The sequence below is a fragment of the Saccharothrix saharensis genome (assembly GCF_006716745.1).
Lineage (GTDB): Bacteria > Actinomycetota > Actinomycetes > Mycobacteriales > Pseudonocardiaceae > Actinosynnema > Actinosynnema saharense.
Genome location: NZ_VFPP01000001.1, coordinates 6,560,017 through 6,583,216 on the forward strand (window position 1 = coordinate 6,560,017; position 23,200 = coordinate 6,583,216).

Consider the following 23,200-nt stretch of genomic DNA (forward strand, 5'->3'; position numbering starts at 1 on the left):
GAGAGCGCATGGCGCGCGGCCAGTTGGCTCCGACACCCCACGACCCGGACGAGCGGGGCCACTTCGGGCCGTGGGGCGGCCGGTTCATGCCGGAAGCGCTCATCGCCGCGGTGGACGAGCTCGCCGCGTTCTACGAGAAGGCGCGGGTCGACCCCGAGTTCCTGGACGAGTTCGCGCGCCTGCTGCGCGACTTCGCCGGGCGCCCGTCGCTGCTCACGGAGGCGCCGAAGTTCGCCGCCCACGCGGGTGGCGCGCGGATCTTCCTCAAGCGCGAGGACCTCAACCACACCGGCTCGCACAAGATCAACAACGTGCTGGGCCAGGCGCTGCTGACCAAGCGCATGGGCAAGAAGCGGGTCATCGCCGAGACGGGCGCCGGCCAGCACGGCGTGGCCACGGCCACCGCCTGCGCCCTGATGGGCCTGGACTGCGTCGTCTACATGGGCGAGGTCGACACCGAGCGGCAGGCGCTCAACGTGGCCCGGATGCGGCTGCTCGGCGCGCAGGTCATCCCGGTCAAGACCGGCTCGCGCACGCTGAAGGACGCCATCAACGAGGCGTTGCGCGACTGGGTCGCCAACGTCGACGACACGCACTACCTGCTCGGCACCGCCGCCGGGCCGCACCCGTTCCCGGTGCTCGTGCGCGACTTCCACCGGATCATCGGCATCGAGGCGCGCGAGCAGATCCTGGAGAAGGCGGGTCGGCTGCCCGACGTGGTGGCCGCGTGCGTGGGCGGCGGCTCCAACGCCATCGGCATCTTCCACGGCTTCATCGACGACCCGTCCGTGCGGCTGGTCGGCCTGGAGCCCGGCGGTGACGGCATCGACACCGCCCGGCACGGTGCCACGCTCACCGCGGGCACGCCCGGGTCGCTGCACGGGGCCATGTCGTACGTGCTCCAGGACGAGGACGGGCAGATCGCCGAGGCGCACTCCATCTCGGCCGGCCTGGACTACCCCGGCGTCGGCCCGGAGCACGCGTTCCTCAAGGACAGCGGCCGCGCCGAGTACCGGCCGGTGACCGACGCCCAGGCGATGGAGGCGTTCGCGCTGCTGTCGCGCGAGGAGGGCATCATCCCGGCCGTCGAGTCCGCGCACGCCCTGGCCGGCGCGCTCGTGCTCGGCCGCGAACTGGGCCCGGAGGGGTTGATCCTGGTGAACCTGTCCGGGCGCGGCGACAAGGACATGGACACCGCGATCAAGTGGTTCGGGCTGGGGGTGGAGTCGTGAGCAGGCTTGAACCGGTTTTCTCGGCTTGTCGGGCGGAGTCGCGGGCGGCCCTGATCGGGTACCTGCCCGCCGGGTACCCGACTGTCGAGGGGTCGAAGGACGTGCTGCGGACGATGGTGTCGTCCGGGTGCGACCTGGTCGAGGTCGGCCTGCCGTTCTCCGACCCGGTGATGGACGGCGTGACGATCCAGCGCGCGGCCGAGCAGGCGCTGCGCGGCGGGTTCCGGGTGCGCGACCTGTTCGGCGTGGTCGAGTCGGTGGCGGCGGCCGATGGGCGTGCCGTCGTGATGACGTACTGGAACCCGGTGCTGGCCTACGGGGTGGACCGGTTCGCGCGTGACCTGGCGGCGGCCGGCGGGCTGGGCGTCATCACGCCCGACCTGGTGCCCGACGAGGGCGCTGCCTGGATCGAGGCGACGGACGCCCACGACCTGGACCGGATCTTCCTGGTCGCGCCGTCGTCCACGGAGGAGCGGATCTCGCTGACGGCCCGGTCGTCGCGCGGCTTCCTGTACGCGACGTCCGTGATGGGCGTGACGGGTGCGCGCGACGTGGTGTCGTCGGCGGCTCCGGCGCTGGTCAAGCGGGTGCGCGAGCACACGGACATGCCGATCGGCGTGGGCTTGGGCGTGCGGAACGGGGCTCAGGCGGCGGAGCTGGCGGCGTTCGCGGACGGGGTCATCGTGGGCTCGGCGTTCGTGTCCGCGGTGCAGGACGGGACGGTCGAAGCCCTGGCGGTCGACTTGGCCGGCGGGGTGCGCCAAGCGGCAGCGGCCGTGTAGCACGCACGTTCGAGTGAACTAGTCCGTTCGGCCGCTCCTCCGGCCCGAAATCGTCGGTGCGCGTCGGCATGCTGGGCTCGTGATCAAGCTCAACCACGACCCGGCGTGCCACACTGGCGTGCGTCGGGCTGCCCCCGGAGGTGATGACGCATGGCTCTGCCGGCGGACTACGAACACGACGTCGGTCATTCCGCTCCCTCGTTCCACCACGAAGGACCGTGGACCCTCGACGAAGTCCTCGCACTGCCCGAGGACCTGTCGCAGCGGATCGAACTCGTCGACGGGACTCTGCTCGTGAGCCCCCTCGGCACGGGTCGGCACCAGAAGCTGGTCGGGGACTGCTACGCCGCGTTGCGAGCGGCCTGTCCGCCGGACCACGAGGTGATGCCGGGCCTCAACGTCGGCCTGTCCGGTGGCCGGATGCTGATCCCGGACGTCACCGTCAACAGGGCCGGGTTCCGTGGTCTCCTGTTGCCGGTGCAGGACCTGCTGCTGGCGGTTGAAGTGCTCTCCCCGAGCACACGTCTCCAGGACCTGACGCTCAAGCGGACGCTCTACGGCGAGGCCGGGGTACCGTTCTACCTCGTCGTTGACCCGAGAGGTGGCGAACCGGCCGCGACCTTGTTCGAACTCGACGGTGTCGAGTACCGGGAATCCGCGCGCAGCACCGGCGGCGTGCTCAAGCTCGAACAACCCTTCCCGGTAACAATCGAGCTGTCGCCGTAGGACGAACGGCCGCACCCACTACGGTGGTGGCCGTGGTGACGACTTACCTCGCGACGATCCCCAGCCCCGACCAGGGCGTGTGGCAACTGGGACCGATCCCGATCCGCGCCTACGCGCTGTGCATCATCCTCGGCATCGTCCTGGCCATCTGGTGGGGTGAGCGCCGCTGGGTGGCGCGTGGTGGGCTGAAGGGCGAGGTCACCGACATCGCCGTGTTCGCGGTCCCGTTCGGCCTGGTCGGCGGGCGGCTGTACCACGTGGCGACGGACTACCACAAGTACTTCGGCGAGGGGCGCAACCCGCTCGAAGCCCTGGCCATCTGGAACGGCGGCCTCGGCATCTGGGGCGCCATCGCGCTGGGCGGCGTGGGCGCGTGGATCGCGTGCCGGCGCAAGGGCATCCCGCTGCCCGCGATGGCCGACGCGCTCGCGCCCGGCATCGTCGCCGCGCAGGCCATCGGCCGCCTCGGCAACTACTTCAACCAGGAGCTCTACGGCGGTCCCACCACGCTGCCGTGGGGTCTGGAGATCTACGAGCGCGTCGACCCCGACACCGGCTTCAAGGACGAGCTCGGCGGCGTGGCGCTGGACCACACGCCGATCGAGATCGTGCACCCGACGTTCCTCTACGAACTGCTGTGGAACCTCGGCGTGGCGCTGCTCATCGTGTGGGCCGACCGGAAGTTCCGGCTGGGCCACGGCCGGGTGTTCGCGCTGTACGTCGCGGGCTACACGGCCGGCCGGTTCTGGATCGAGCTGATGCGCACCGACCCGGCCACCGAGGTGTTCGGGCTGCGGATCAACGTCATCACCTCCGCCGTGGTGTTCCTCGGCGCGGTCGCGTACTTCCTGATCGCCGCGAAGAGGGGCGAGCGCGAGGTCATCGTGCGCGAGGAGCCCGCCGCCGAGCCTTCCGAGTCCGGCCGCGCGAGCAAGAGCAGCACGATGTCGGCGAGCTCGAAGACCGACGTGGACGAGCCGGACGCCGAGCACACGACCGTACCCGACGCGACGCCCGCACCCGACAACTCCGCGGACACCGGCAACAGGTCGGACCAGTAGCACGCCGTGCGCATCCTCGTCGTCGAAGATGACGACCGGGTGGCGCGTGGCCTGCTCACCGCGCTCCGGCACGCAGGCTACGAGGTCCACCGCGTGGGCACGGCCGCCGCCGCGCTGACGGCACCACCGGCGGACGTCGTGCTGCTCGACCTGGGCCTGCCCGACGGTGACGGCCTCGACGTGCTGCGCGAGCTGCGCCACCGCACCGGCACCGCGATCATCACCGTCACCGCCCGCGGCGAGGAGCGGGAACGGGTGCTCGGCCTGCGGCTCGGCGCGGACGACTACGTGGTGAAGCCGTTCGGCACCGCGGAGCTCCTGGCCCGCATCGAAGCCGTGCTGCGCCGCACCCGCGCCGCCCGTGCCGCCGAACGCGAGCACGAGATCACCCTCGGCCCACTGACCCTCGACCCGGCCGGCCGGGAAGCCAGGCTCCACGGCGAACCGGTGCCGCTGACGCGCAAGGAGTTCGACCTGCTCGCCCTGCTGGTCGGCCGCGCGGGCACGGTCGTCAGCCGCGACCTCATCGTGGACCAGGTGTGGCAGGCGCACTGGGAAGCGCCGTCACGCACCCTCGACACCCACATCGCCGCCCTGCGCGGCAAGCTCGGCGACGCGGTGCGCATCGAGACGATCCGGGGTGTGGGCTACCGGGTGGCAGCCCACACCTGACCGGCGATCACCACACGTGGGCGACGTCCACCACGACCCGGTTGCTCAGCGTGAACACCCGGAACGGCAGCAGGGCGCGCACGCCCAGCCCGACCGTCGTCTGCCCCTCGAACGACCCGGCCCACGCGACCTGCCGGAACGTCTGGTAGCCCGTGACGTCGACCAGCTCGGCCGCGTTCGGGTAGGTGTAGGTCGGGTTGCCGTCCTGGTCGTAGGCCGGCGAGTTGACCGTGATCTGGAGCTTGGCGCCGCCGCGCAACGGCACCGGCTTGCCCGAGCCCTCGTGGGTCACCTCGGGCACGTACTGCACGGTGTAGCCGTCGTTCGTGCCCGCGAAGTCGAACACCAGCCGGTCGTAGCACTCCTGCTGACCTGCGCGGACGTTGGTCAGCGACCCGGTCGTCGTCTGGGTCGCGTACTTCGCGCCCGACCCCCAGGTGACCGGCGCGCAGGCGACCGGCGCGGCCGAGGCCACCACCGGGGACGCCACCGCGAACGCCGTCATCGCCGCGAGCAGCACCGCAACTGTGCGTAGCATGCTGATTCCCCCTTCCGCGGGCCGGATCGGCCCGCCGTCGATATGACGCACGTCACCCCCGGGAGGTTGCCCCCGCGTGCTGCGCCGCCTGCTGGTCCTCATCGTGCCGCTGCTGGTCGCCCTGGTCGCGGCCCTCGGCGTGCCGCTGGCGTTCGCGGTCGTGCAGCGGGAGAGCCAGGAGACCTACCTCGACCGGTTGGGTGACGCGAGCCGGTTCGCGTCCCTGGCCGAGAACGCCCTGGCGTCGGGCCGGCTGACCGCGTTGCGGGAGGAACTCGTGCGGTACGACCGGCTCTACGGCATCTCGGCGGCGTTGGTCGGCACCGACGGCACGGTGCTGGAGGCCTCGCGCCACCCGTTCCCCCTCACGGACCGGAACGTCGAGGTGGGCCTGGAGGCGGCGTTCGGCGGCTACCGGGGCGAGACCGACCAGTCGGTGTGGCCGTGGGAGCGGGTCGACCTCGTCGTGGTCGAACCGGTGGGCCGGGACAGCGAGGTGGTGGCCGCCGTCGTGACCATCTCCCCGACCGACGGTCTGCGGTCCGCGGTCCTGCGGCAGTGGGGCGTCCTGGCGTTGATCGGCCTGGTCCCGATGCTGGGCGTGGTCGCGGTGGCGTGGCCGATGTCGCGCTGGGTGCTGCGCCCGGTCCGCAGGCTGGACGAGGCCACCGCCGCCGTCGCGGGCGGCCGGCTCGACGCGCGTGCCGACGAGCTCGGCGGCCCACCCGAACTGCGCCGACTGGCCGCGAGCTTCAACGCCATGGTCGACGTCGTCGGCCGCGCGCTGCGTCGGCAACGCGCGTTCGTGGCCGACGCCTCCCACCAGCTCCGCAACCCGCTGGCCAGCCTCCGCCTCGCCGTCGACAACCTGGCACCCCACGTCGCCGACGACGAGGGCCGCGAGGCGCACCGCATCGCCGTCGACGAGGCCGAGGAGATGGGCCGCGTCCTGGACACCCTCCTGGCCGCCACGCGCCTCGACAGCGCCTCCGCCGCCGAACCGGTCGACGTGGACGGCCTGCTCACCACCCACGTCCCCGGCTGGCGGGCGTTGGCGGGGGCCATGCGGCTGGAGGTCGCCGTCCCACCGGGCCTGCGCGCCCTCGAACCACCCGGCGGCCTGGGCAGCGTGCTGGACGAACTCGTCGGCAACGCCATCCGCCTCTCCGGCGGCACCACCGTGCGGGTCTGGGGCCGGGCCGTGAACGGCGGCGTCGAACTCCACGTGACCGACGACGGCACGGGCCTGTCACCGGACGAGCGAGCCTCCGCCCTGAGCCGCTTCTGGCGCGCACCGCGCCACCAGAACGTCGCGGGCACCGGCCTGGGGCTGGCCATCTGCGCCGAACTGATCGCCTCGGCCGGTGGCGACCTCAGCCTGCACCCGGCCGAGCCGCACGGCCTGGACGCCGTCGTCCACCTGCGCACCGCCCCCGTCCGAGGCGTCCTCGCCTGAGGCCGCTCCGCTCCGGTGCGGACCGGGGCCGCTTCCCCTCCCGAAGCCGCCTCCTCACCGGGGTCGGCTGCGAGAGGTCCGGCGCCCGACCGGTCCGTCGTGGTCCTGCGTGCGTGGGCCTGCGTGCGCGTCCTGCGCGCTCGACCGGTCCGTCGTGCCCGCCTGTCCCGTGGGGCGGGCGGTGTCGGCGCGTGCGGCCCTGTCCTGTGCGGCCCCGTCCTGTGCAGCCCTGTCGCGCTGGGGTCCGGCCGCGAGCCCGCCCGGGGTCGTGCCGCTCGCCGTGGGTGCCGCCTCCTTCCATCCCGGCAACGTCAATGGTGTGCCGGAAGTTTCTCCCTTCACGACGCTTCGCCCTATCGGGTGATCAGGAGGGGTGTCCCGGTGCCTGCTAGCGCTTGGTCGAGCGGAACCAGCGGGTGGCGCCGGGGTGCAGGGGGATCTGGCCCGTGGCGATGCCCGTGCGCACGTTGATCCGGCTGGCCTCCGGGTGGCCGGCGGCGATGCGGGCCGATTGCGTGAACACCGTTCGCGTCACCACCTCGACCACGTCCGGGTCCAGTGAGGTCCTCGCCAGCAGCAGGTTCGGCACGGCGAACGTGTGGCACGGACCCAGGTCGCCGTAGGTGGTGGCGGGGATCGTGGCCGGGACGTACGGGCCCGGGTAGGCCTCGGCCAGCTGCTCGGCCTCGGCGGGCAGGTCCAGCAACCTCAGCGGGAACTCGGGCAGGTGGTCGGCGATCGCCGGGGTCGGGATGCCGGTCAGGGCCAGGAACGCGTCCAGCGATCCGGCGATCAGCTCCTCGGCCGCGTCGGCGTGGGCCATGCGGCGCGCGTCCACCTCGATGCCCAGCAACGCCAGCAGCCGGGTCGCGGTGAACTCGGTGCCCGACTCCGACGGGCCGAACGAGACCGGTCGGCCGGCCAGGTCCGCCAGCGTCCGGACCGGTGAGTCGACGGGCACGGCGACCTGCATGAAGCTGTCGTAGAGCCGGCCCACCGCGCTGATGCCGCCCGGGTCCTCGGCGCTGAGCAGCGCGCCGTCGACCAGCGGGTCCAAAGAGGACAGGCCGAGGTGCACTTCGCCCGCGCGCAGCAGCCGTGCGTTCTCCACCGACGCGCCGGTCTGGCGCTCCACCACCCGGGTGGCCGGCAGCTCGTCCGCCAACGCCGCCGCCAGCGCGCCGCCGATCTCGCGGAACACCGCGCCGTCCGGGCCGGTCGCCAGGATCAGCTCGGCCAACGCGGGCGGTGCGGTGGACGTGCAGCCGGCGGCCCAGGCGGGCACGGCCGCCGTGACGGCGGCGCGCAGCACCGAACGCCGGGACACCCGCACGACCAGCAGACTAACCCCGCCGCGGGGGGTGAACGGGGTGTTACGTCAGAGGGATCTGAAGTTTCCGGCGGACTCCTTGTCGTGGTCGCGCGCTGTGCTCAGGATCACCAACCAACTCCCATCGGTCCCCCTTGGAGGAGACGTGGTCAGCGCGCGGACACCTGAGCGCAAACCGATCTACAAGCACCTCTACTTCTGGGTGTTGGTGTCGATCGTGCTGGGCGTGATCGTCGGCTACGCCTTCCCGGCGCAGGCGTCGGGCATGAAGTGGCTGGCCGACTTCTTCATCGCGCTGGTGAAGGTGGTCATCGCGCCGACGATCTTCTGCACCGTCGTGGTGGGCATCGCGGGCCTGGGCAACCTGGCCAAGGCGGGCGGCCTGGCGCTGCGGACCATCCTGTACTTCACCGCGATGACGACGGTCGCCCTCGCGATCGGCCTCATCGTGGTCAACCTGGTCCAGCCGGGTCACCACGGCGCGTCCGTCCCGATCGGCGACGGCGCGGCGGACAAGACGCTCGCCGAGGCCAAGACCGCCGAGACGGGCGTCACGGGCTTCATCCTCGGCCTGGTGCCGAAGTCGTTCCTCGGCGCGTTCACCGACGGCCAGCTGATCCAGGTGCTGGTGGTCGCGATCCTGGTCGCGGTGGCCGTGGCGGGCATGGGCAAGCGCGGTGAGAAGGTGGTGTCCGCGCTGGACACCACGGCCAAGGTGATGTTCGGCGTCATCAAGATCGTCATGTACGCGGCGCCGATCGGCGCGTTCGGCGGCATCGCCTACACGATCGGCAAGTTCGGCGGCTCGATCCTGGGCAAGCTGGCGTGGCTGATGGGCTCGTTCTACGCGACGTGCCTGCTGTTCATCGTCGTGGTGCTGGGCGGTGTGTCGCTGTACGCCGGGTTCTCGATCTTCAAGTTCCTCCGCTACATCAAGGACGAGCTGCTGATCGTGCTCGGCACGTCGTCGTCGGAGACGGTGCTGCCGCGGATGCTGGTGAAGCTGGAGGCGGCGGGCGCGGACAAGTCGGTGGTGGGCCTGACCATCCCGACCGGCTACTCGTTCAACCTCGACGGCACGTGCATCTACCTGACCATGGGCGCGATCTTCATCGCCCAGGCGACGGGCACGGACGTGGGGCTGGGCACGCAGATCGGCCTGCTGCTGTTCATGCTGCTGGCCAGCAAGGGCGCGGCGGGCGTGACCGGCGCGGGCCTGGTCACGTTGGCGGCGTCGCTGAGCGCGTTCGAGGGCAACAGCGCGATCCCGGCGGTCGGCATCGCGCTGATCGTGGGCATCGACCGGTTCATGTCCGAGGCGCGGGCCATCACCAACGTCATCGGCAACGGCGTCGGCACCCTCGTGGTGGCACGGTGGCAGGGCCAGTTGGACCGCGACCGGTTGCGCGAGGTGATGGACGACCCGTCGGCGGTCGACGTGGACGCGCTGCTGGACCGGCAGCACGGTGACGAGGACGTCACGGAGCGTGACGCCGTGGCGGTCGGCCCCCGCTGAGTCGTCGCCGGAGCCCCCGTGCCGTCGCCCACCGGCGGCGCGCACGGGGGCTCACCTGCGGGTACGGCCGGGTGTGCGACGCGGCCCGGCGTGTCGGCTGGCTCTCACCGGCGCGCGCGGAGGGCATGGCTCCGTTATGCTTAACAACGCGTAACAAGCCGGCCGACGTATCGCTCGACCCGGTCGAATCGTTACCCGTCGCCGACGAAGATCACCCGAAGGATGGTGTGGATCCGTTTCGCGACTGTTAAAGTCTCGTCAACACGCGGGCCATCGTCGTCCCGTGCCCAGCACCCGGATTCCAGGACCTGGACACGAGGACTCGTTCTTTCACCAAGGACGACGAAGGAGGTCTGCGCAGTGATCTTCTCCGCCATCCCGTCCCCGCAGGGGCTCTACGACCCCGCCGCGGAACGTGACGCTTGCGGTGTGGCGATGGTCGCCGACATCAAGGGCCGGCGCTCGCACGACATCGTCGTCGACGCGCTCACCGCGCTGGCCAACCTGGAGCACCGCGGCGCCGCGGGCGCCGAGCCGACCAGCGGCGACGGTGCCGGGATCCTGCTGCAACTGCCGGACGCGTTCCTCCGCGAGGTGCTGGACTTCGAGCTGCCGGAGGCGGGCGCGTACGCGGCGGGCATCGCGTTCCTCCCCGCAGACGGGGAGCAGCGCGCGAAGGCCGTGGCGCTGGTCGAGCGCATCGCCGCCGAGGAAGGTCTGGAGGTCCTGGGCTGGCGCGACGTGCCCACGGCCGCCGACCACGCCGGCGTCGGCCCGACCGCCCGGTCGGTGATGCCGCACTTCGCGATGCTGCTCGTCCGCGGTGAGACCGGCCCGCGCGACGTCGAGCTGGACCGCCTCACGTTCGCCCTGCGCAAGCGGGTCGAGCACGAGAGCGCGGCGGCCGACGTCGGCACGTACTTCCCGTCGCTGTCGTCGCGGACGATCGTCTACAAGGGCATGCTGACCACGGGCCAGCTGCCCGCGTTCTTCCCCGACCTGCGCGACGAGCGGCTGGCCAGCGCGATCGCCCTGGTCCACTCCCGCTTCTCCACCAACACGTTCCCGTCGTGGCCGCTGGCGCACCCGTTCCGGTACGTCGCCCACAACGGTGAGATCAACACGGTCCGGGGCAACCGCAACCGGATGCGGGCCCGCGAGGCGCTGCTGGCCTCCGACCTCATCCCGGGCGACCTGAGCAGGCTGTTCCCGATCTGCCACCCGGAGGGCTCGGACTCGGCGAGCTTCGACGAGGTGCTGGAGCTGCTGCACCTGGGCGGCCGGAGCCTGCCGCACGCGGTGCTGATGATGATCCCCGAGGCGTGGGAGAACCACACCTCGATGGACCCGAAGCGCCGCGCGTTCTACGAGTTCCACGCGAGCCTGATGGAGCCGTGGGACGGACCGGCCTGCGTCACGTTCACCGACGGCTCGCTGGTCGGCGCGGTGCTCGACCGCAACGGCCTGCGCCCGGCCCGCTGGTGGCAGACGGCCGACGGCCGCGTGGTGCTGGCCTCGGAGACCGGTGTGCTGGACGTGCCGGCGGACCAGGTGGTCGCCAAGGGCCGGTTGCAGCCCGGGAAGATGTTCCTGGTCGACACGGTCGAGGGTCGCCTCGTCGAGGACGACGAGGTGAAGTCGAAGCTGGCCGACGAGCTGCCCTACGACGAGTGGCTGCACGCCGGTCTGCTGGAGCTGGCCGACCTGGCCGACCGCGAGCACGTGGTGCAGAGCCACGAGTCCGTCGTGCGCCGCCAGCTCACGTTCGGCTACACCGAGGAGGAGCTCCGGGTCCTGCTCGCCCCGATGTCGACCAACGGCGCGGAACCGCTGGGCTCCATGGGCACCGACACGCCCGTGGCGGCGCTCTCGCAGCGCTCCCGGCTGCTCTACGACTACTTCGTGCAGAACTTCGCCCAGGTCACCAACCCGCCGCTGGACGCGATCCGCGAGGAGATCGTCACCAGCGTGTCCCGGGTGATGGGGCCGGAGCAGAACCTGCTCGAGCCGGGCCCGGTCAGCTGCCGGCACATCAAGCTGACCTACCCGGTGATCGACAACGACGAGCTGGCCAAGCTCATCCACATCAACGACGACGGCGACCTGCCCGGCTTCGCCTGCACCGTCCTCTCCGGACTGTACGAAGTGGATGGTGGCGGCGCGGCGCTGGCGGCGGCGGTCGAGCGGGTGCGCCGGGAGGCGTCCGAGGCGATCGCGAACGGCGCCCGCACGCTCGTGCTGTCCGACCGGGACTCCGACCACCGGATGGCGCCGATCCCGTCGCTGCTGCTGGTCTCCGCGGTGCACCACCACCTGGTGCGCACCAAGGAGCGGCTGCGCGTGGCGCTGGTGGTGGAGACCGGTGACGCCCGCGAGGTGCACCACATCGCCGCGCTGCTGGGCTACGGCGCGGCCGCGGTGAACCCGTACCTGGCGTTCGAGACGATCGAAGACATGATCAGCACCGGCGCGGTGACCGGCATCGAGCCGCGCAAGGCCGTGCGGAACTACGTGACCGCGCTGGTCAAGGGCACGTTGAAGATCATGTCGAAGATGGGCGTCTCGACCGTCGGCGCGTACACGGCGGCGCAGGTGTTCGAGGCCGTCGGCCTGTCGAAGGACCTGCTGGACGAGTACTTCACCGGCACGGTGTCGAAGCTGGGCGGCGCGGACCTGGACGTGCTGGCCGAGGAGGTCGCGCAGCGCCACCGCCGCGCGCACCCGGACAACCCGACCGACCGGGCTCACCGCCGGCTCGAGGTGGGCGGCGAGTACGCCTACCGCCGCGAGGGCGAGCTGCACCTGTTCACGCCGGAGACGGTGTTCCTGCTCCAGCACGCCACGAAGACCGGCAAGCAGGACGTGTACCGGCGCTACACCGAAGAGGTGGAGCGGCTGTCCCGCGAGGGCGGCACGTTGCGCGGGCTGTTCTCGTTCGCCGCCGAGGGCCGCACCCCGATCCCGATCGACGAGGTCGAGCCGGTCTCCGCGATCGTCAAGCGGTTCAACACCGGCGCCATGTCGTACGGGTCGATCTCGGCGGAGGCGCACGAGACGCTGGCCATCGCGATGAACCGGCTCGGCGGCCGGTCCAACAGCGGCGAGGGCGGCGAGGACCCGGAGCGCCTGTACGACCCGGAGCGGCGCAGCGCGGTCAAGCAGGTCGCGTCCGGCCGGTTCGGCGTCACCAGCGAGTACCTGGTCAACGCCACCGACATCCAGATCAAGATGGCGCAGGGCGCGAAGCCCGGCGAGGGCGGCCAGCTGCCCGCCTACAAGGTGTACCCGTGGATCGCGCGGACCCGGCACTCCACGCCGGGCGTCGGCCTGATCTCCCCGCCGCCGCACCACGACATCTACTCGATCGAGGACCTGGCGCAGCTGATCCACGACCTGAAGAACGCCAACGAGCAGGCCCGCGTGCACGTGAAGCTGGTCAGCGAGGTCGGCGTCGGCACGGTCGCGGCGGGCGTGGCGAAGGCGCACGCGGACGTGGTGCTGATCTCGGGCCACGACGGCGGCACCGGCGCGTCGCCGCTGAACTCGCTCAAGCACGCGGGCACGCCGTGGGAGATCGGGCTGGCCGAGACCCAGCAGACGTTGCTGCTCAACGGTCTGCGCGACCGGATCACGGTGCAGGTCGACGGCGCGATGCGCACCGGCCGCGACGTGGTGGTGGCCGCACTGCTCGGCGCGGAGGAGTTCGGCTTCGCGACCGCGCCGCTGATCGTCGAGGGCTGCGTGATGATGCGGGTCTGCCACCTCGACACCTGCCCGGTCGGCATCGCCACGCAGAACCCGGAGCTGCGCAAGCGGTTCACCGGCCAGGCCGACCACGTGGTCAACTTCTTCCACTTCGTGGCCGAGGAAGTGCGGGAACTGCTGGCGTCACTGGGTTTCCGCACGATCGACGAGGCCGTGGGCCACGCCGAGCTGCTCAAGACCGACGAGGCGATCGAGCACTGGAAGGCGGCCGGACTGGACCTGTCGCCGGTGTTCGAGGTGCCCGAGACGCCGTACCGCACGGCCAAGCGCAAGGTCCGCGAGCAGGACCACGGCCTGGCGCAGGCGCTGGACCGCACGCTGCTCCAGCTCGCCGACGCGGCGCTCAACGACGCCCGCCCGGTGCGGCTGGAACTGCCGCTGCGCAACGTCAACCGCACCGTCGGCACGCTGCTCGGCGCGGAGGTCACCCGCCGGTTCGGCGGCGACGGCCTGCCCGACGACACGATCCACGTGACGTTCACCGGCTCGGCGGGCCAGTCGCTGGGCGCGTTCATCCCGCGCGGCGTCACGCTGGAGATGATCGGCGACGCCAACGACTACGTCGGCAAGGGCCTGTCCGGCGGCCGGATCGTCGTCCGGCCGCACCCGGACGCGCCGTTCGCGGCCGAGCGGCAGGTCATCGCGGGCAACGTGATCGGCTACGGCGCCACGGCCGGCGAGATCTTCCTGCGCGGACGCGTCGGCGAGCGGTTCTGCGTGCGCAACTCGGGCGCGCTGGCCGTCGCCGAGGGCGTGGGCGACCACGCGTTCGAGTACATGACCGGCGGCCGGGCCGTGGTGCTCGGCCCGACCGGCCGCAACCTGGCCGCGGGCATGTCCGGCGGCATCGCCTACGTGCTCGACCTCGACCCGGCCGCGGTCAACACCGCGATGGTCGAGCTCCAGCGGCCCGGCGCGGAGGACCTGCGCTGGCTGCGCGAAGTGGTGGAACGCCACCACCAGCTCACCGGTTCGGCGGTGGCCGCGTCGCTGCTCGGCGACTGGCCCCGGCGTTCCGCGTCGTTCACCAAGGTCATGCCCGGTGACTACCAGCGCGTGCTCGAAGCGATGAGGCTCGCCCGCGCGGAAGGCAGGGACGTCGACCAGGCGATCATGGAGGCCTCCCGTGGCTGACCCGTACGGTTTCCTCAAGCACTCCCGCTCCGAGCCGAAGAAGCGGCCCGCCGCCGAGCGGCTCGGCGACTGGAACGAGGTGTACCTCGACGTCCCCGCCGAGCAGCGGGACGCCGAGGTGCGCACGCAGGCGACGCGCTGCATGGACTGCGGCATCCCGTTCTGCCACTCCGGGGCGGCCGGGTGCCCGCTGGGCAACCTGATCCCCGAGTGGAACGACCTGGTGCGCCGGGGCGACTGGGAGTCCGCGGCGGACCGGCTGCACGCGACGAACAACTTCCCCGAGTTCACCGGCCGGCTGTGCCCCGCGCCGTGCGAGGCGGCGTGCGTGCTGTCGATCAGCCACGACGCGGGCGGCCCGGTCGCGATCAAGCGGGTCGAGCAGGCCATCGCCGACGTGTCCTGGGACCAGGGGTTGGTCAAGCCCGCGCAGTCGCAGGTGTCGTCGGGTCGCAGGGTCGCGGTCGTCGGGTCCGGTCCGGCGGGGCTCGCGGCGGCCCAGCAGCTCACCCGGGCGGGCCACGAGGTCACCGTGTTCGAGCGGGACGACCGGCTCGGCGGGCTGCTCCGCTACGGCATCCCCGAGTTCAAGATGGAGAAGAAGGTCCTCGACCGGCGGCTCGCGCAGCTCCGCAAGGAGGGCACGAAGTTCGTCACCGGCTGCGAGGTCGGCGTGGACCTGACCGTGGAGGAGCTGCGGTCGGAGTTCGACGCGGTGGTGCTCGCGGTCGGCGCGCTGCGCGGCCGTGACGACACGACCACGCCGGGGCGTTCCCTGCGGGGCATCCACCTGGCCATGGAGCACCTCGTGCCGGCGAACCGGGCCTGCGAGGGCGACGGGCCGGCCGCGATCGACGCCGCGGGCAAGCACGTCGTGATCATCGGCGGCGGCGACACCGGCGCGGACTGCTATGGCACGGCGTCCCGGCAGGGCGCGGCATCGGTGCTCCAGCTCGACCAGTACCCGATGCCGCCGTCCAACCGGGACGACGCGCGCTCGCCGTGGCCGACGTGGCCGTGGATCCTGCGCACCTACCCCGCGCACGAGGAGGCGGGGGAGCGGAAGTTCGCGGTCGCGGTGGAGGAGTTCATCGGCGACGAGGACGGGCACGTGCGGCAGATCCGGCTGCGCAAGGTGCGGGTGGAGAAGGACGCCTCCGGCCGCCGCCAGGTCGTGCCGACGTCGGAGGAGGTCGAGGTGCTGCCGGCGGACCTGGTGCTGCTGGCCATCGGCTTCGAGGGCGTCGAGCACATGCCGCTGCTCGACGGGCTCGGCATCGAGCTCACCACGCGCGGCACGATCTCGTGCGGCTCGGACTGGCAGACCCGGTCGCCCGGCGTGTTCGTCTGCGGTGACGCGCACCGCGGCGCGTCGCTGGTCGTGTGGGCCATCGCGGAGGGCCGTTCGGTGGCCAACGCGGTGGACCGCTTCCTGACCGGCTCGTCCGACCTGCCGTCCCCGGTCATCCCCAACATGCTCCCGCTGGCCGTCGTGTAACCCCTTCAGACCGCCGTTTCGCTGGATACCCGGCCGCCCCGACAACGACGTCGGGGCGGCCTCTGCCGGGCCTCGCCGGGCCGCTGGATTTCGCGTACACCGAGTGGGCCAGGTTGAGCGGTGCGGCGCTGGGCTTCCAGGAGACCCGCCGGTTCCTGCGCAAGATCCCCGCCGACTACAGCTAGGAGGCGGCGGTGTTCCGTAAGTCGAGTTACAGCGGCGAAGAGGGCAACAACTGCGTCGAGGTGTGGCGCACGGCGGAGTCGGTGGCGGTGCGGGACAGCAAGGTGCCGCACGGTGACGTGCTGCGGGTGAGCCCGGTGGCGTTCGACCAGTTGGTGAAGGCACCGGGTCGCGGCTGATATTCGTCCCCGTAGCGCATGGCATGGGCATCGGGTGGTGTGCGGAGGGCCGTTGTGCCCATTTGAGCCGGCGGGCGGGGGAAGTTTTACCCGTTTTGTATCGATCCGGGGTTCCGGGCGGACTCAAGCGGACGACAACCGTTTCCGCTTGAGGGGATCCCCGTGATCGTACCAAGATTTTCGACACGGGTTGGAATGGCGTTCGCCGGCGCATTGCTGGCCACCGTCGGATTGGTCTCGACGGCGTCCGCGAGCACGCCCGAGGGCGTGGAGCTGGGCTCCAGCGACACCGAGGCGGGGGTGACGGCGGCCCGGCACAGCGGGCTGCGGGGCGTCTCCGCGTACGAGGGCACCGGCGTGCCCGCCGACGTGACCGCGTACGGCGCGCAGCGCGTGCCGGCCGGCCACCGCATCCGGGGCTACGCCACGCCCACCGGCGACGTCGGCATCCAGTCGATCATCGGCGCGGACAACCGGGTGCGGGTCAACCCGACCACGAGCTTCCCGGCCGGCGCCACCGTGCTCATCACCCGCACCGTCGACGGCGTCGAGCGGCAGCACTGCACCGGCTGGATGTTCGGCGCGAGCCTCGTGCTGACCGCCGGCCACTGCGTCTACAACCAGACCAGCGGCTGGTACACCGGCCAGCTCAAGTTCTACCCCGGCGCGAACGGCACCACCTACCCGTACGGCTCCTGCACCGCGGCGACCCTGCGGTCCAACACCGGCTGGACGACCGACGGCAGCGCCGACGCCGACTACGGCGGCGCGACGCTGAACTGCTCGGTCGGCAACACCACCGGCTGGTACGGCGCGTACTGGACCACGGCGTCGCTCAACGGCACCTCCACCACGATCCAGGGCTACCCCGGCGACAAGGCCCAGCAGCAGTGGACCCACACCGACCAGGTGCGGGAGAGCGGGTCGCTGCGGCTCTACTACGACAACGACACCGTGGGCGGCAACAGCGGCAGCTCCGTGCACACCGTGCGGGCCTCCGGCTCGTCGGGCTGCTCGGGCCGGTGCTCGCTCGCGTTCCACGCCTACGGCGTCGGCTCCAACGGCCACAACAGCGGGCCGCGCATCACCGAGAGCCGGTTCAACCTGGTCATCGGCTGGCGCTGACCCGATCCGGTGAGGGTCGCCGGGGTGCGGCAACCCCGAACGCCGCCCGTTCCGTCCCAGCGGTGACCGAGAGGAGCGGATCGTGAGACGCGCACACCTCGCGCTGCTGATCGGCGTGCTGGCGCTCGGCGCGTGCGGCGGGGAGAGCCCGACGTCCGACGCCGGCACCCCGCCACCCGTCACCGCGCAGGCCACCGTCACCGGCGTGGTGACGGACTCCGCCGGGCGACCCGTGACCGGTGCGCTGGTGCAGCCGAAGTCGCTCGACGACCCGGCGCACCCGGTGCCGGAACTGGCGGTGCTGTCCGGACCGGACGGCCGTTACGCGTGGCACCTGGCCGCGGGCCGGTACGAGTTCACCGCCACCAAGGACGACCGCGCCGGCACACCGGCCGAAGTGACCGCTGCCGTGGGCGGGGTCGAACAACTCGACCTCCGCCTGCCCTGACGCCCGCGTGGCCCGGACCCGAGGACCCGGGTGCGGGCCACGCCGTCACACGCCGGTCACCGCGCGCACCGAGCGGATGCGGCTGACCGGGAACTCGCGGTGCTCGCCGCGCGGGGCGCAGTTGGCCTTGAGGTTGCCCGCGGCGTGGTCCACGGGCGTGATGACGTGCTTCACCGTGGTCCGCGGGCCGCTGGCCACCGCGATCTCCACCGACGTGCGGCTCACCAGCGCCTCCGCCAGCAGCACGACCTCCGAGTCGCGCAGCACCAGCGACTGGTCCCGCAGCAGCCGCACCGCCCCCATCCGCTGCGACTCCGCGGGCGGCAGCACGAACTTCGGCCTCGGCCGCTCCCGCTCCACCAGCGCCGCCGCCAGCTTCGCCAGCTCCTGCTCGGTCAGCGGCGCACGCCACCCACCGGTCGCACCGCGCACCGGCGGCGGCTCGACGCGACGCCGCGGCACCCGCTCCACCACCGCCGTGCCGTCCGCGGTCGACGTCGTCGGCGCGTAACCGGCCGCGCGCAACAGCGCCAGCGTCTCCGCGGCGGGCTTCGCCGAAGCCAGCACCGTCGGACCCAGCGGCTGCAACGCCAACTGCGCCAACGCCGGGTGCGCGGCGATCTCGCCCACCAGCGCGGGGTCCTCCGCCCGCACGCAGCACGCCACCGGCGTCACCGTGATCCGGCCGTGCTGCCGCGCCACCTCCCGCACCAGGTGCGCCAGCGTCGGCGGCACGCCGTGCTCGGCCACCGACACCAACCGAGCCAGCAGCGCGTCCGGCTCGTGCCCCGCGTCCAACGCCCGCCGCACGCTGGCGCCGCTGAACCGCCAGCCGCCCGCCGTGCCGTCCGCGGCCAGGTCCAGCACCGCGCTCAGCTCCCGCGACGGCAACCCGCCCACCACCGCGGTCAGGTCGGGCCGCAGGTGGGCGGTCGTCGCGGTGGGCGGCACGAACCGGGCCGCCACCTCCGCCACCCCGCCCGCCAGCACCGCGCGGCCCAGCGCCGTCGCCGCGCCCAGCGCCACCAACCCCACCGACTCGGCCTCCACCAACGCCGCCTCGGTCGCCGCGCGCCCGTGCGCGGCGGGCAACGCCCACACCAGCTCGGCGACCACCTCGTGCCGGTGCTCGTACGCCTCGTCCGCGCCCAACCGCGCGTACCGCTCCAGCAACCCGCGCCGGGTCCGGTCGCCCGAGTCCGCCGAGGACACCTCCGCCGACGCCGGCCGCTGCCTGCCCGGCGTCCACGTCAGCCGCGGCCACGCCAGGGCCAACGACGCCAGCCGGTCCGCGGGCGACTCGGCGCGCCACGCGTCCGACCGGACCGTCGGCACCAGCCTGCCGTCGTCCACCGCGAGCAGCCGTGCCTCCACGGCCAACCCGACCCACAGCCGCGCCCGGCCCTCGTCCGCCCGCAGCAGGGCCGCGAGCCGCCGCAGCTCCCGCAACCCCACCACACCGCGGCACGCCACCAGCTCCACGTCGCACAGGTCGACCAGGCGCGTGACGCCGTCCACAGTGGACGTGGCGGGGGTGATCGCGGCCCGGTCGGCGAAACCGCGGTCCTGCGGCACGCGGCGGGGCGTGCGCGGCGCGGGCGTGATGCGGCGCGGCGGCTCGTCCTCCAGCGGGCGCAACCCCGGCGAGCAGACCAGCCGACCCGCCGCCGGCCACACCAGTGCCCTGGCCCGCAACGCGCCCAGCGCCCGCTTCAGCTCCGCCCGCGAGGCCTTCCCGTTGCAGCGCAACCGTTCCGCCAACGCCTCCACACCGGCCTCGTCGCCCAGCCGCAGCGCGGTGTCCAGCACGTCCCGGCACCCCTGGTCGAGCCCGTCGACCGCGGCCCGCACCGACGCCGTCGTGGTCAGCTCGTCCGCCAGCGCCCGCAACGAGGGGGGTCGGCGGTCGGCGGCGTCCTTGCGCAGCGCCAGGAGGTCCCGGATCTGGCCGGCGTCGAGCTCGCGCAGCCATCCGGCCAGCGCCGTTTTCCTACCCACCCGGCCGATTATGCACAGAACGTGACCGCGCGGTGATGCGTTGCGATAGAGCGTTCGAATGAGCCACGAATGGACGAACGTAAGCTGTGCCTCGTGGAATTCACCGGCTTCGGCGAACACGCCATCGACTTCTACGACGGGCTCGTCGCGGACAACTCCAAGGCGTACTGGGAGGACAACAAGCACGTCTACCAGCGCGATGTGCGTGCGCCCATGGAGGCGTTGCTGGCCGCGATGGAGCCCGCGTTCGGGAAAGGAAAGGTCTTTCGGCCCTATCGCGACGTGCGGTTCAGCAAGGACAAGACGCCCTACAAAGACCACTGCGGCGGCGTGGTCGAACTCGGCCGCGGCGGCGGCGCGCACTACGTGCAGATCGGCACCGAAGGCCTGTTCGTGGCCGGCGGGTCGTTCGCCATGGCCTCCGACCAGCTCGCCCGCTACCGCGAGTCGGTCGCGGACGACGTGCGGGGTCGTGCGCTGGAGAAGCTGCTCGCGAAGCTCGACCGGGCCGGCTGGGAGTTGCGCGGCGACAAGCTCAAGCGCGCCCCGCGCGGCTTCGACCCCGAGCACCCGCGGATCGAGCTGCTCAAGCACAAGCGCGTCTACGTGGCGAAGGTCTGGCCGCCCGACGACGTGCTGCACGAGCCGGGCTGCCTGGACCGCGTCCGCGAGGCCTGGCGGCAGGTGACGCCGCTGGTGGACTGGTGCGCCGACCACATCGGCCTCACCGAGGTCGGCTTCCGCCGCTGACCGCGAGGCGCCGCGTGACGAGGTAGCCGAACGCGACGCCGGCCACGTCCACCAGGGCGTCCAGGACGTCCCCGCCGCGGTGCAGCGCGGTGATGAGCCACTGCAACACTTCCGAGACCGCGGCGTAACCCGACAAGCCGACGGCCAGTGGTCCGGATGGCAGCCGCGCGTAGCGCCCGGTGCCCATGAGCAGGGCGAACAGCACGAAGTGCACCACCTTGTCCGTGCCGGGCGGTGCCGTGGGCACACCTGAAGCAGGGGTGAACAGCACGATGACGCTGAGCGACACCGCGACCACGAACGGAAGGATTCTGGGGCCCACGGGGCAGATTCTGCCTGTTTCGCGGAGATTACTTCCCGGTACATCCTGATCGGTCCAGTGACAGGGACTACTCTGACTAGACGTGAGTCGACGCGCGAAGATCGTCTGTACGATGGGTCCTGCCACCGCGACCGAGGACAAGGTCAACGAGCTGGTGGCGGCCGGTATGGACGTTGCCCGGATGAACTTCAGCCACGGCAGCCATGCCGACCACAAGCAGGTCTACGACCTCGTCCGCAACGCGGCCGATGCGTCGGGCCGCGCGGTCGGCATCCTCGCCGACCTCCAGGGACCGAAGATCCGGCTCGGCCGGTTCGCCCACGGCCCCGTCGAGTGGCGCACCGGTGACGTCGTCCGGGTGACGGTCGAGGACGTCGAGGGCACCCACGACCGGGTCTCCACCACCTACAAGCAGCTGGCGCAGGACGCCAAGGCGGGCGACCGGCTGCTGGTGGACGACGGCAAGGTCGGCCTGACCGTCATCGAGGTCGACGGGCCGGACGTGGTCTGCGAGGTCACCGAGGGCGGCCCCGTCAGCAACAACAAGGGCCTCTCGCTGCCCGGCATGGACGTGTCCGTGCCCGCGCTGTCCGAGAAGGACATCGAGGACCTGGAGTTCGCCCTCAACCTGGGCGTGGACTTCATCGCCCTGTCGTTCGTGCGCTCGCCCGCCGACATCGACCTGGTCCACCAGGTCATGGACCGCGTGGGCCACGGCCGCAAGCCGGTGATCGCCAAGATCGAGAAGCCCGAGGCGGTCGACAACCTCGAGGCGATCGTGCTCGCCTTCGACGGCGTCATGGTCGCCCGCGGCGACCTGGGCGTCGAGCTGCCGCTGGAGCACGTGCCGCTGGTGCAGAAGCGGGCCATCCAGATCGCCCGCGAGAACGCCAAGCCCGTCATCGTGGCGACCCAGATGCTCGACTCGATGATCACGAACTCCCGCCCGACCCGCGCCGAGACCTCGGACGTCGCCAACGCCGTGCTCGACGGCGCCGACGCGCTGATGCTCTCCGGCGAGACCTCGGTCGGCCGCTACGCCATCGAGTCGGTCAAGACCATGAGCCGCATCATCGTGGCCGTCGAGACCGAGTCCACCGTGGTCCCGCCGCTGACCCACGTCCCGCGCACCAAGCGCGGCGTGATCTCGTACGCGGCGCGCGACATCGGCGAGCGGCTGAACGCCAAGGCGCTCGTCGCGTTCACCCAGTCCGGTGACACCGTGCGGCGGCTGGCCCGCCTGCACACCCCGCTGCCGCTGCTGGCGTTCACGCCGGAGCCCAGCGTGCGCAGTCAGCTTTCTCTCACCTGGGGCACCGAGACGTTCCTGGTGCCTAAGGTGGACTCGACGGACGAGATGGTCCGCCAGGTCGACCTGTCGATGATCGACATCGGCCGGTACCAGCCCGGCGACCTCGTCGTGGTGGTGGCGGGCTCCCCGCCCGGCACCATCGGCTCGACGAACCTCATCCGGGTGCACCGCCTGGGGGAGGACGACCACGCTTAGGAGATGACGTGACCGAGGCTGCCCGTGCCGCGGCGACCGCCGAGTTCTCGGACGTTCCCCTGGACGCCGACGGCGTGCCCCACGGGCAGCCCGTGCTCGACCGCCTCGTGGCGCTGCTCGACCTGGAGCGCATCGAGGAGAACATCTTCCGCGGCGTGTCACCCGCCGAATCGCCCGTGCGGGTATTCGGCGGGCAGGTCGCCGGCCAGGCGCTGGTGGCCGCCGGGCGCACCGTGCCGCCCGAGCGCCGGGTCCACTCGCTGCACTCGTACTTCATCCGCGGCGGCGACCCGAGCGTGCCGATCGTGTACGAGGTGGACCGCGTCCGGGACGGACGGTCCTTCACTACCCGGCGCGTGGTCGCCGTGCAGCACGGCAAGGCGATCTTCACCCTGTCGGCGTCGTTCCAGTTGGACGAGCCGGGCCTGGACCACCAGGAACCGATGCCGTCCGTGCCGGCGCCGGACTCGCTGCCGACCTACGCCGAAGCCGCCGCAGGCTACCTGGAGAAGGTGGGCATGGCCCGCCTGCCGCGGCCGATCGACATCCGGTACGTGACCGAGCCGCCGTGGCGGGCGCGCGAGGACGGGCCGGGTGAGGCGCGCAGCCAGGTGTGGATGAGGGCGGACGGCAAGCTGCCGGACGACGACCTGCTGCACGTGTGCGTGCTGGCTTACGCGTCGGACATGACCCTGCTCGACTCGGTGCTGGTGCGCCACGGCGTGTACTGGGGCACGGACAAGGTCCTGGGCGCGAGCCTGGACCACGCCATGTGGTTCCACCGCCGCTTCCGCGCGGACGACTGGTTCCTCTACGACTGCGCCTCACCGTCCGCCTCGGGCGCGCGCGGCCTGGCCACGGGCCGCTTCTACAGCCACGACGGCCAACTGGTCGCTACCGTGGTCCAGGAGGGTCTGCTCCGAGTTCTGTAGTCGACCGGCTACGCTACGCAGCCAATAGAGCAAGAGAGGTGGCCGC

Annotated in this window: 19 protein-coding genes; 15 read left to right on the forward strand and 4 right to left on the reverse strand. The window is 72.0% G+C overall.

Features of this window, described 5'->3' with window-relative positions; genetic code table 11:
* The first annotated feature begins 8 nt into the window (after window positions 1–8).
* From trpB to FHX81_RS29985, 5 genes are all read left to right on the forward strand, one after another.
* Window positions 9–1,232 carry a tryptophan synthase subunit beta gene (gene trpB / locus FHX81_RS29965; protein ID WP_141981541.1) on the forward strand — a complete coding sequence of 408 codons (1,224 nt, stop codon included), beginning with the start codon at window positions 9–11 and terminating at the stop codon, window positions 1,230–1,232.
* The gene (trpA, locus tag FHX81_RS29970; RefSeq protein ID WP_141981544.1) at window positions 1,229–2,014 is read left to right on the forward strand and encodes a tryptophan synthase subunit alpha; all 786 of its coding nucleotides are present in this window, start codon (window positions 1,229–1,231) and stop codon (window positions 2,012–2,014) included. Before trpB ends, trpA begins: the two co-directional genes overlap by 4 nt.
* Before the next feature lie 150 nt (window positions 2,015–2,164).
* Window positions 2,165–2,740 (forward strand): Uma2 family endonuclease, encoded by a 576-nt coding sequence (locus FHX81_RS29975; RefSeq protein WP_141981546.1) that lies wholly within the window; start codon window positions 2,165–2,167, stop codon window positions 2,738–2,740.
* A gap of 35 nt (window positions 2,741–2,775) precedes the next feature.
* Window positions 2,776–3,801: a prolipoprotein diacylglyceryl transferase gene (lgt, locus tag FHX81_RS29980; RefSeq protein WP_141981548.1), complete on the forward strand. Its 1,026-nt coding sequence runs from the start codon at window positions 2,776–2,778 to the stop codon at window positions 3,799–3,801.
* Between the two features lie 6 nt (window positions 3,802–3,807).
* Window positions 3,808–4,473, forward strand: coding sequence for a response regulator transcription factor (locus FHX81_RS29985; protein ID WP_141981550.1), 666 nt, complete (start codon window positions 3,808–3,810; stop codon window positions 4,471–4,473).
* A 7-nt stretch (window positions 4,474–4,480) separates the two neighbouring features.
* On the opposite strand, the gene FHX81_RS29990 is transcribed toward FHX81_RS29985, so the two are convergent.
* Window positions 4,481–5,011 carry an AMIN-like domain-containing (lipo)protein gene (locus FHX81_RS29990; RefSeq protein WP_141981551.1) on the reverse strand — a complete coding sequence of 177 codons (531 nt, stop codon included), beginning with the start codon at window positions 5,009–5,011 and terminating at the stop codon, window positions 4,481–4,483.
* 76 nt (window positions 5,012–5,087) lie between these two features.
* Between FHX81_RS29990 and FHX81_RS29995 the strand changes: the two genes are divergently transcribed.
* Complete coding sequence (locus FHX81_RS29995) at window positions 5,088–6,467, forward strand: sensor histidine kinase (protein ID WP_141981553.1); 1,380 nt, start codon at window positions 5,088–5,090, stop codon at window positions 6,465–6,467.
* Window positions 6,468–6,855: 388 nt separating this feature from the next.
* Here the strand turns inward: FHX81_RS29995 and FHX81_RS30000 are convergent, their stop codons facing one another.
* Window positions 6,856–7,800, reverse strand: coding sequence for a TAXI family TRAP transporter solute-binding subunit (locus FHX81_RS30000; RefSeq protein WP_246108032.1), 945 nt, complete (start codon window positions 7,798–7,800; stop codon window positions 6,856–6,858).
* A gap of 142 nt (window positions 7,801–7,942) precedes the next feature.
* On the opposite strand from FHX81_RS30000, the gene dctA reads away from it, so the two are divergent.
* The 6 genes from dctA to FHX81_RS30030 all read left to right on the forward strand — a co-directional run bounded on the left by dctA (window position 7,943) and on the right by FHX81_RS30030 (window position 17,645).
* On the forward strand, window positions 7,943–9,313 hold the full coding sequence (dctA, locus tag FHX81_RS30005) for a C4-dicarboxylate transporter DctA (RefSeq protein WP_141981555.1): 1,371 nt from the start codon (window positions 7,943–7,945) through the stop codon (window positions 9,311–9,313).
* Window positions 9,314–9,673: 360 nt separating this feature from the next.
* A complete protein-coding gene (gene gltB, locus FHX81_RS30010; RefSeq protein WP_141981557.1) occupies window positions 9,674–14,212 on the forward strand; it encodes a glutamate synthase large subunit in 4,539 nt (1,512 codons plus the stop codon).
* Window positions 14,205–15,710: a glutamate synthase subunit beta gene (locus tag FHX81_RS30015; protein WP_141981559.1), complete on the forward strand. Its 1,506-nt coding sequence runs from the start codon at window positions 14,205–14,207 to the stop codon at window positions 15,708–15,710. Before gltB ends, FHX81_RS30015 begins: the two co-directional genes overlap by 8 nt.
* Before the next feature lie 194 nt (window positions 15,711–15,904).
* Entirely contained in the window at window positions 15,905–16,072 is a 168-nt protein-coding gene (locus FHX81_RS30020; protein WP_141981561.1) for a DUF397 domain-containing protein, read from the forward strand.
* A 195-nt stretch (window positions 16,073–16,267) separates the two neighbouring features.
* Window positions 16,268–17,197, forward strand: a complete 930-nt coding sequence (locus FHX81_RS30025; protein WP_141981563.1) for a trypsin-like serine protease — start codon at window positions 16,268–16,270, stop codon at window positions 17,195–17,197.
* 82 nt (window positions 17,198–17,279) lie between these two features.
* Window positions 17,280–17,645, forward strand: a complete 366-nt coding sequence (locus FHX81_RS30030) for a carboxypeptidase-like regulatory domain-containing protein (RefSeq protein WP_170232221.1) — start codon at window positions 17,280–17,282, stop codon at window positions 17,643–17,645.
* Window positions 17,646–17,690: 45 nt separating this feature from the next.
* Here FHX81_RS30030 and FHX81_RS30035 read toward each other — a convergent pair whose 3' ends face one another.
* Window positions 17,691–19,643, reverse strand: coding sequence for a helicase-associated domain-containing protein (locus tag FHX81_RS30035; RefSeq protein ID WP_141981567.1), 1,953 nt, complete (start codon window positions 19,641–19,643; stop codon window positions 17,691–17,693).
* A gap of 93 nt (window positions 19,644–19,736) precedes the next feature.
* On the opposite strand from FHX81_RS30035, the gene FHX81_RS30040 reads away from it, so the two are divergent.
* The gene (locus FHX81_RS30040) at window positions 19,737–20,393 is read left to right on the forward strand and encodes a DUF2461 domain-containing protein (RefSeq protein ID WP_141984210.1); all 657 of its coding nucleotides are present in this window, start codon (window positions 19,737–19,739) and stop codon (window positions 20,391–20,393) included.
* Here the strand turns inward: FHX81_RS30040 and FHX81_RS30045 are convergent.
* Entirely contained in the window at window positions 20,368–20,715 is a 348-nt protein-coding gene (locus FHX81_RS30045) for a VanZ family protein (RefSeq protein ID WP_141981569.1), read from the reverse strand. The genes FHX81_RS30040 and FHX81_RS30045 overlap by 26 nt on opposite strands.
* A gap of 82 nt (window positions 20,716–20,797) precedes the next feature.
* On the opposite strand from FHX81_RS30045, the gene pyk reads away from it, so the two are divergent.
* Together pyk and tesB are read left to right on the forward strand one after the other, a co-directional pair.
* Window positions 20,798–22,222 (forward strand): pyruvate kinase, encoded by a 1,425-nt coding sequence (gene pyk, locus FHX81_RS30050; RefSeq protein WP_141981570.1) that lies wholly within the window; start codon window positions 20,798–20,800, stop codon window positions 22,220–22,222.
* 8 nt (window positions 22,223–22,230) lie between these two features.
* Complete coding sequence (tesB, locus tag FHX81_RS30055; RefSeq protein ID WP_425473853.1) at window positions 22,231–23,154, forward strand: acyl-CoA thioesterase II; 924 nt, start codon at window positions 22,231–22,233, stop codon at window positions 23,152–23,154.
* Window positions 23,155–23,200 lie beyond the last annotated feature (46 nt).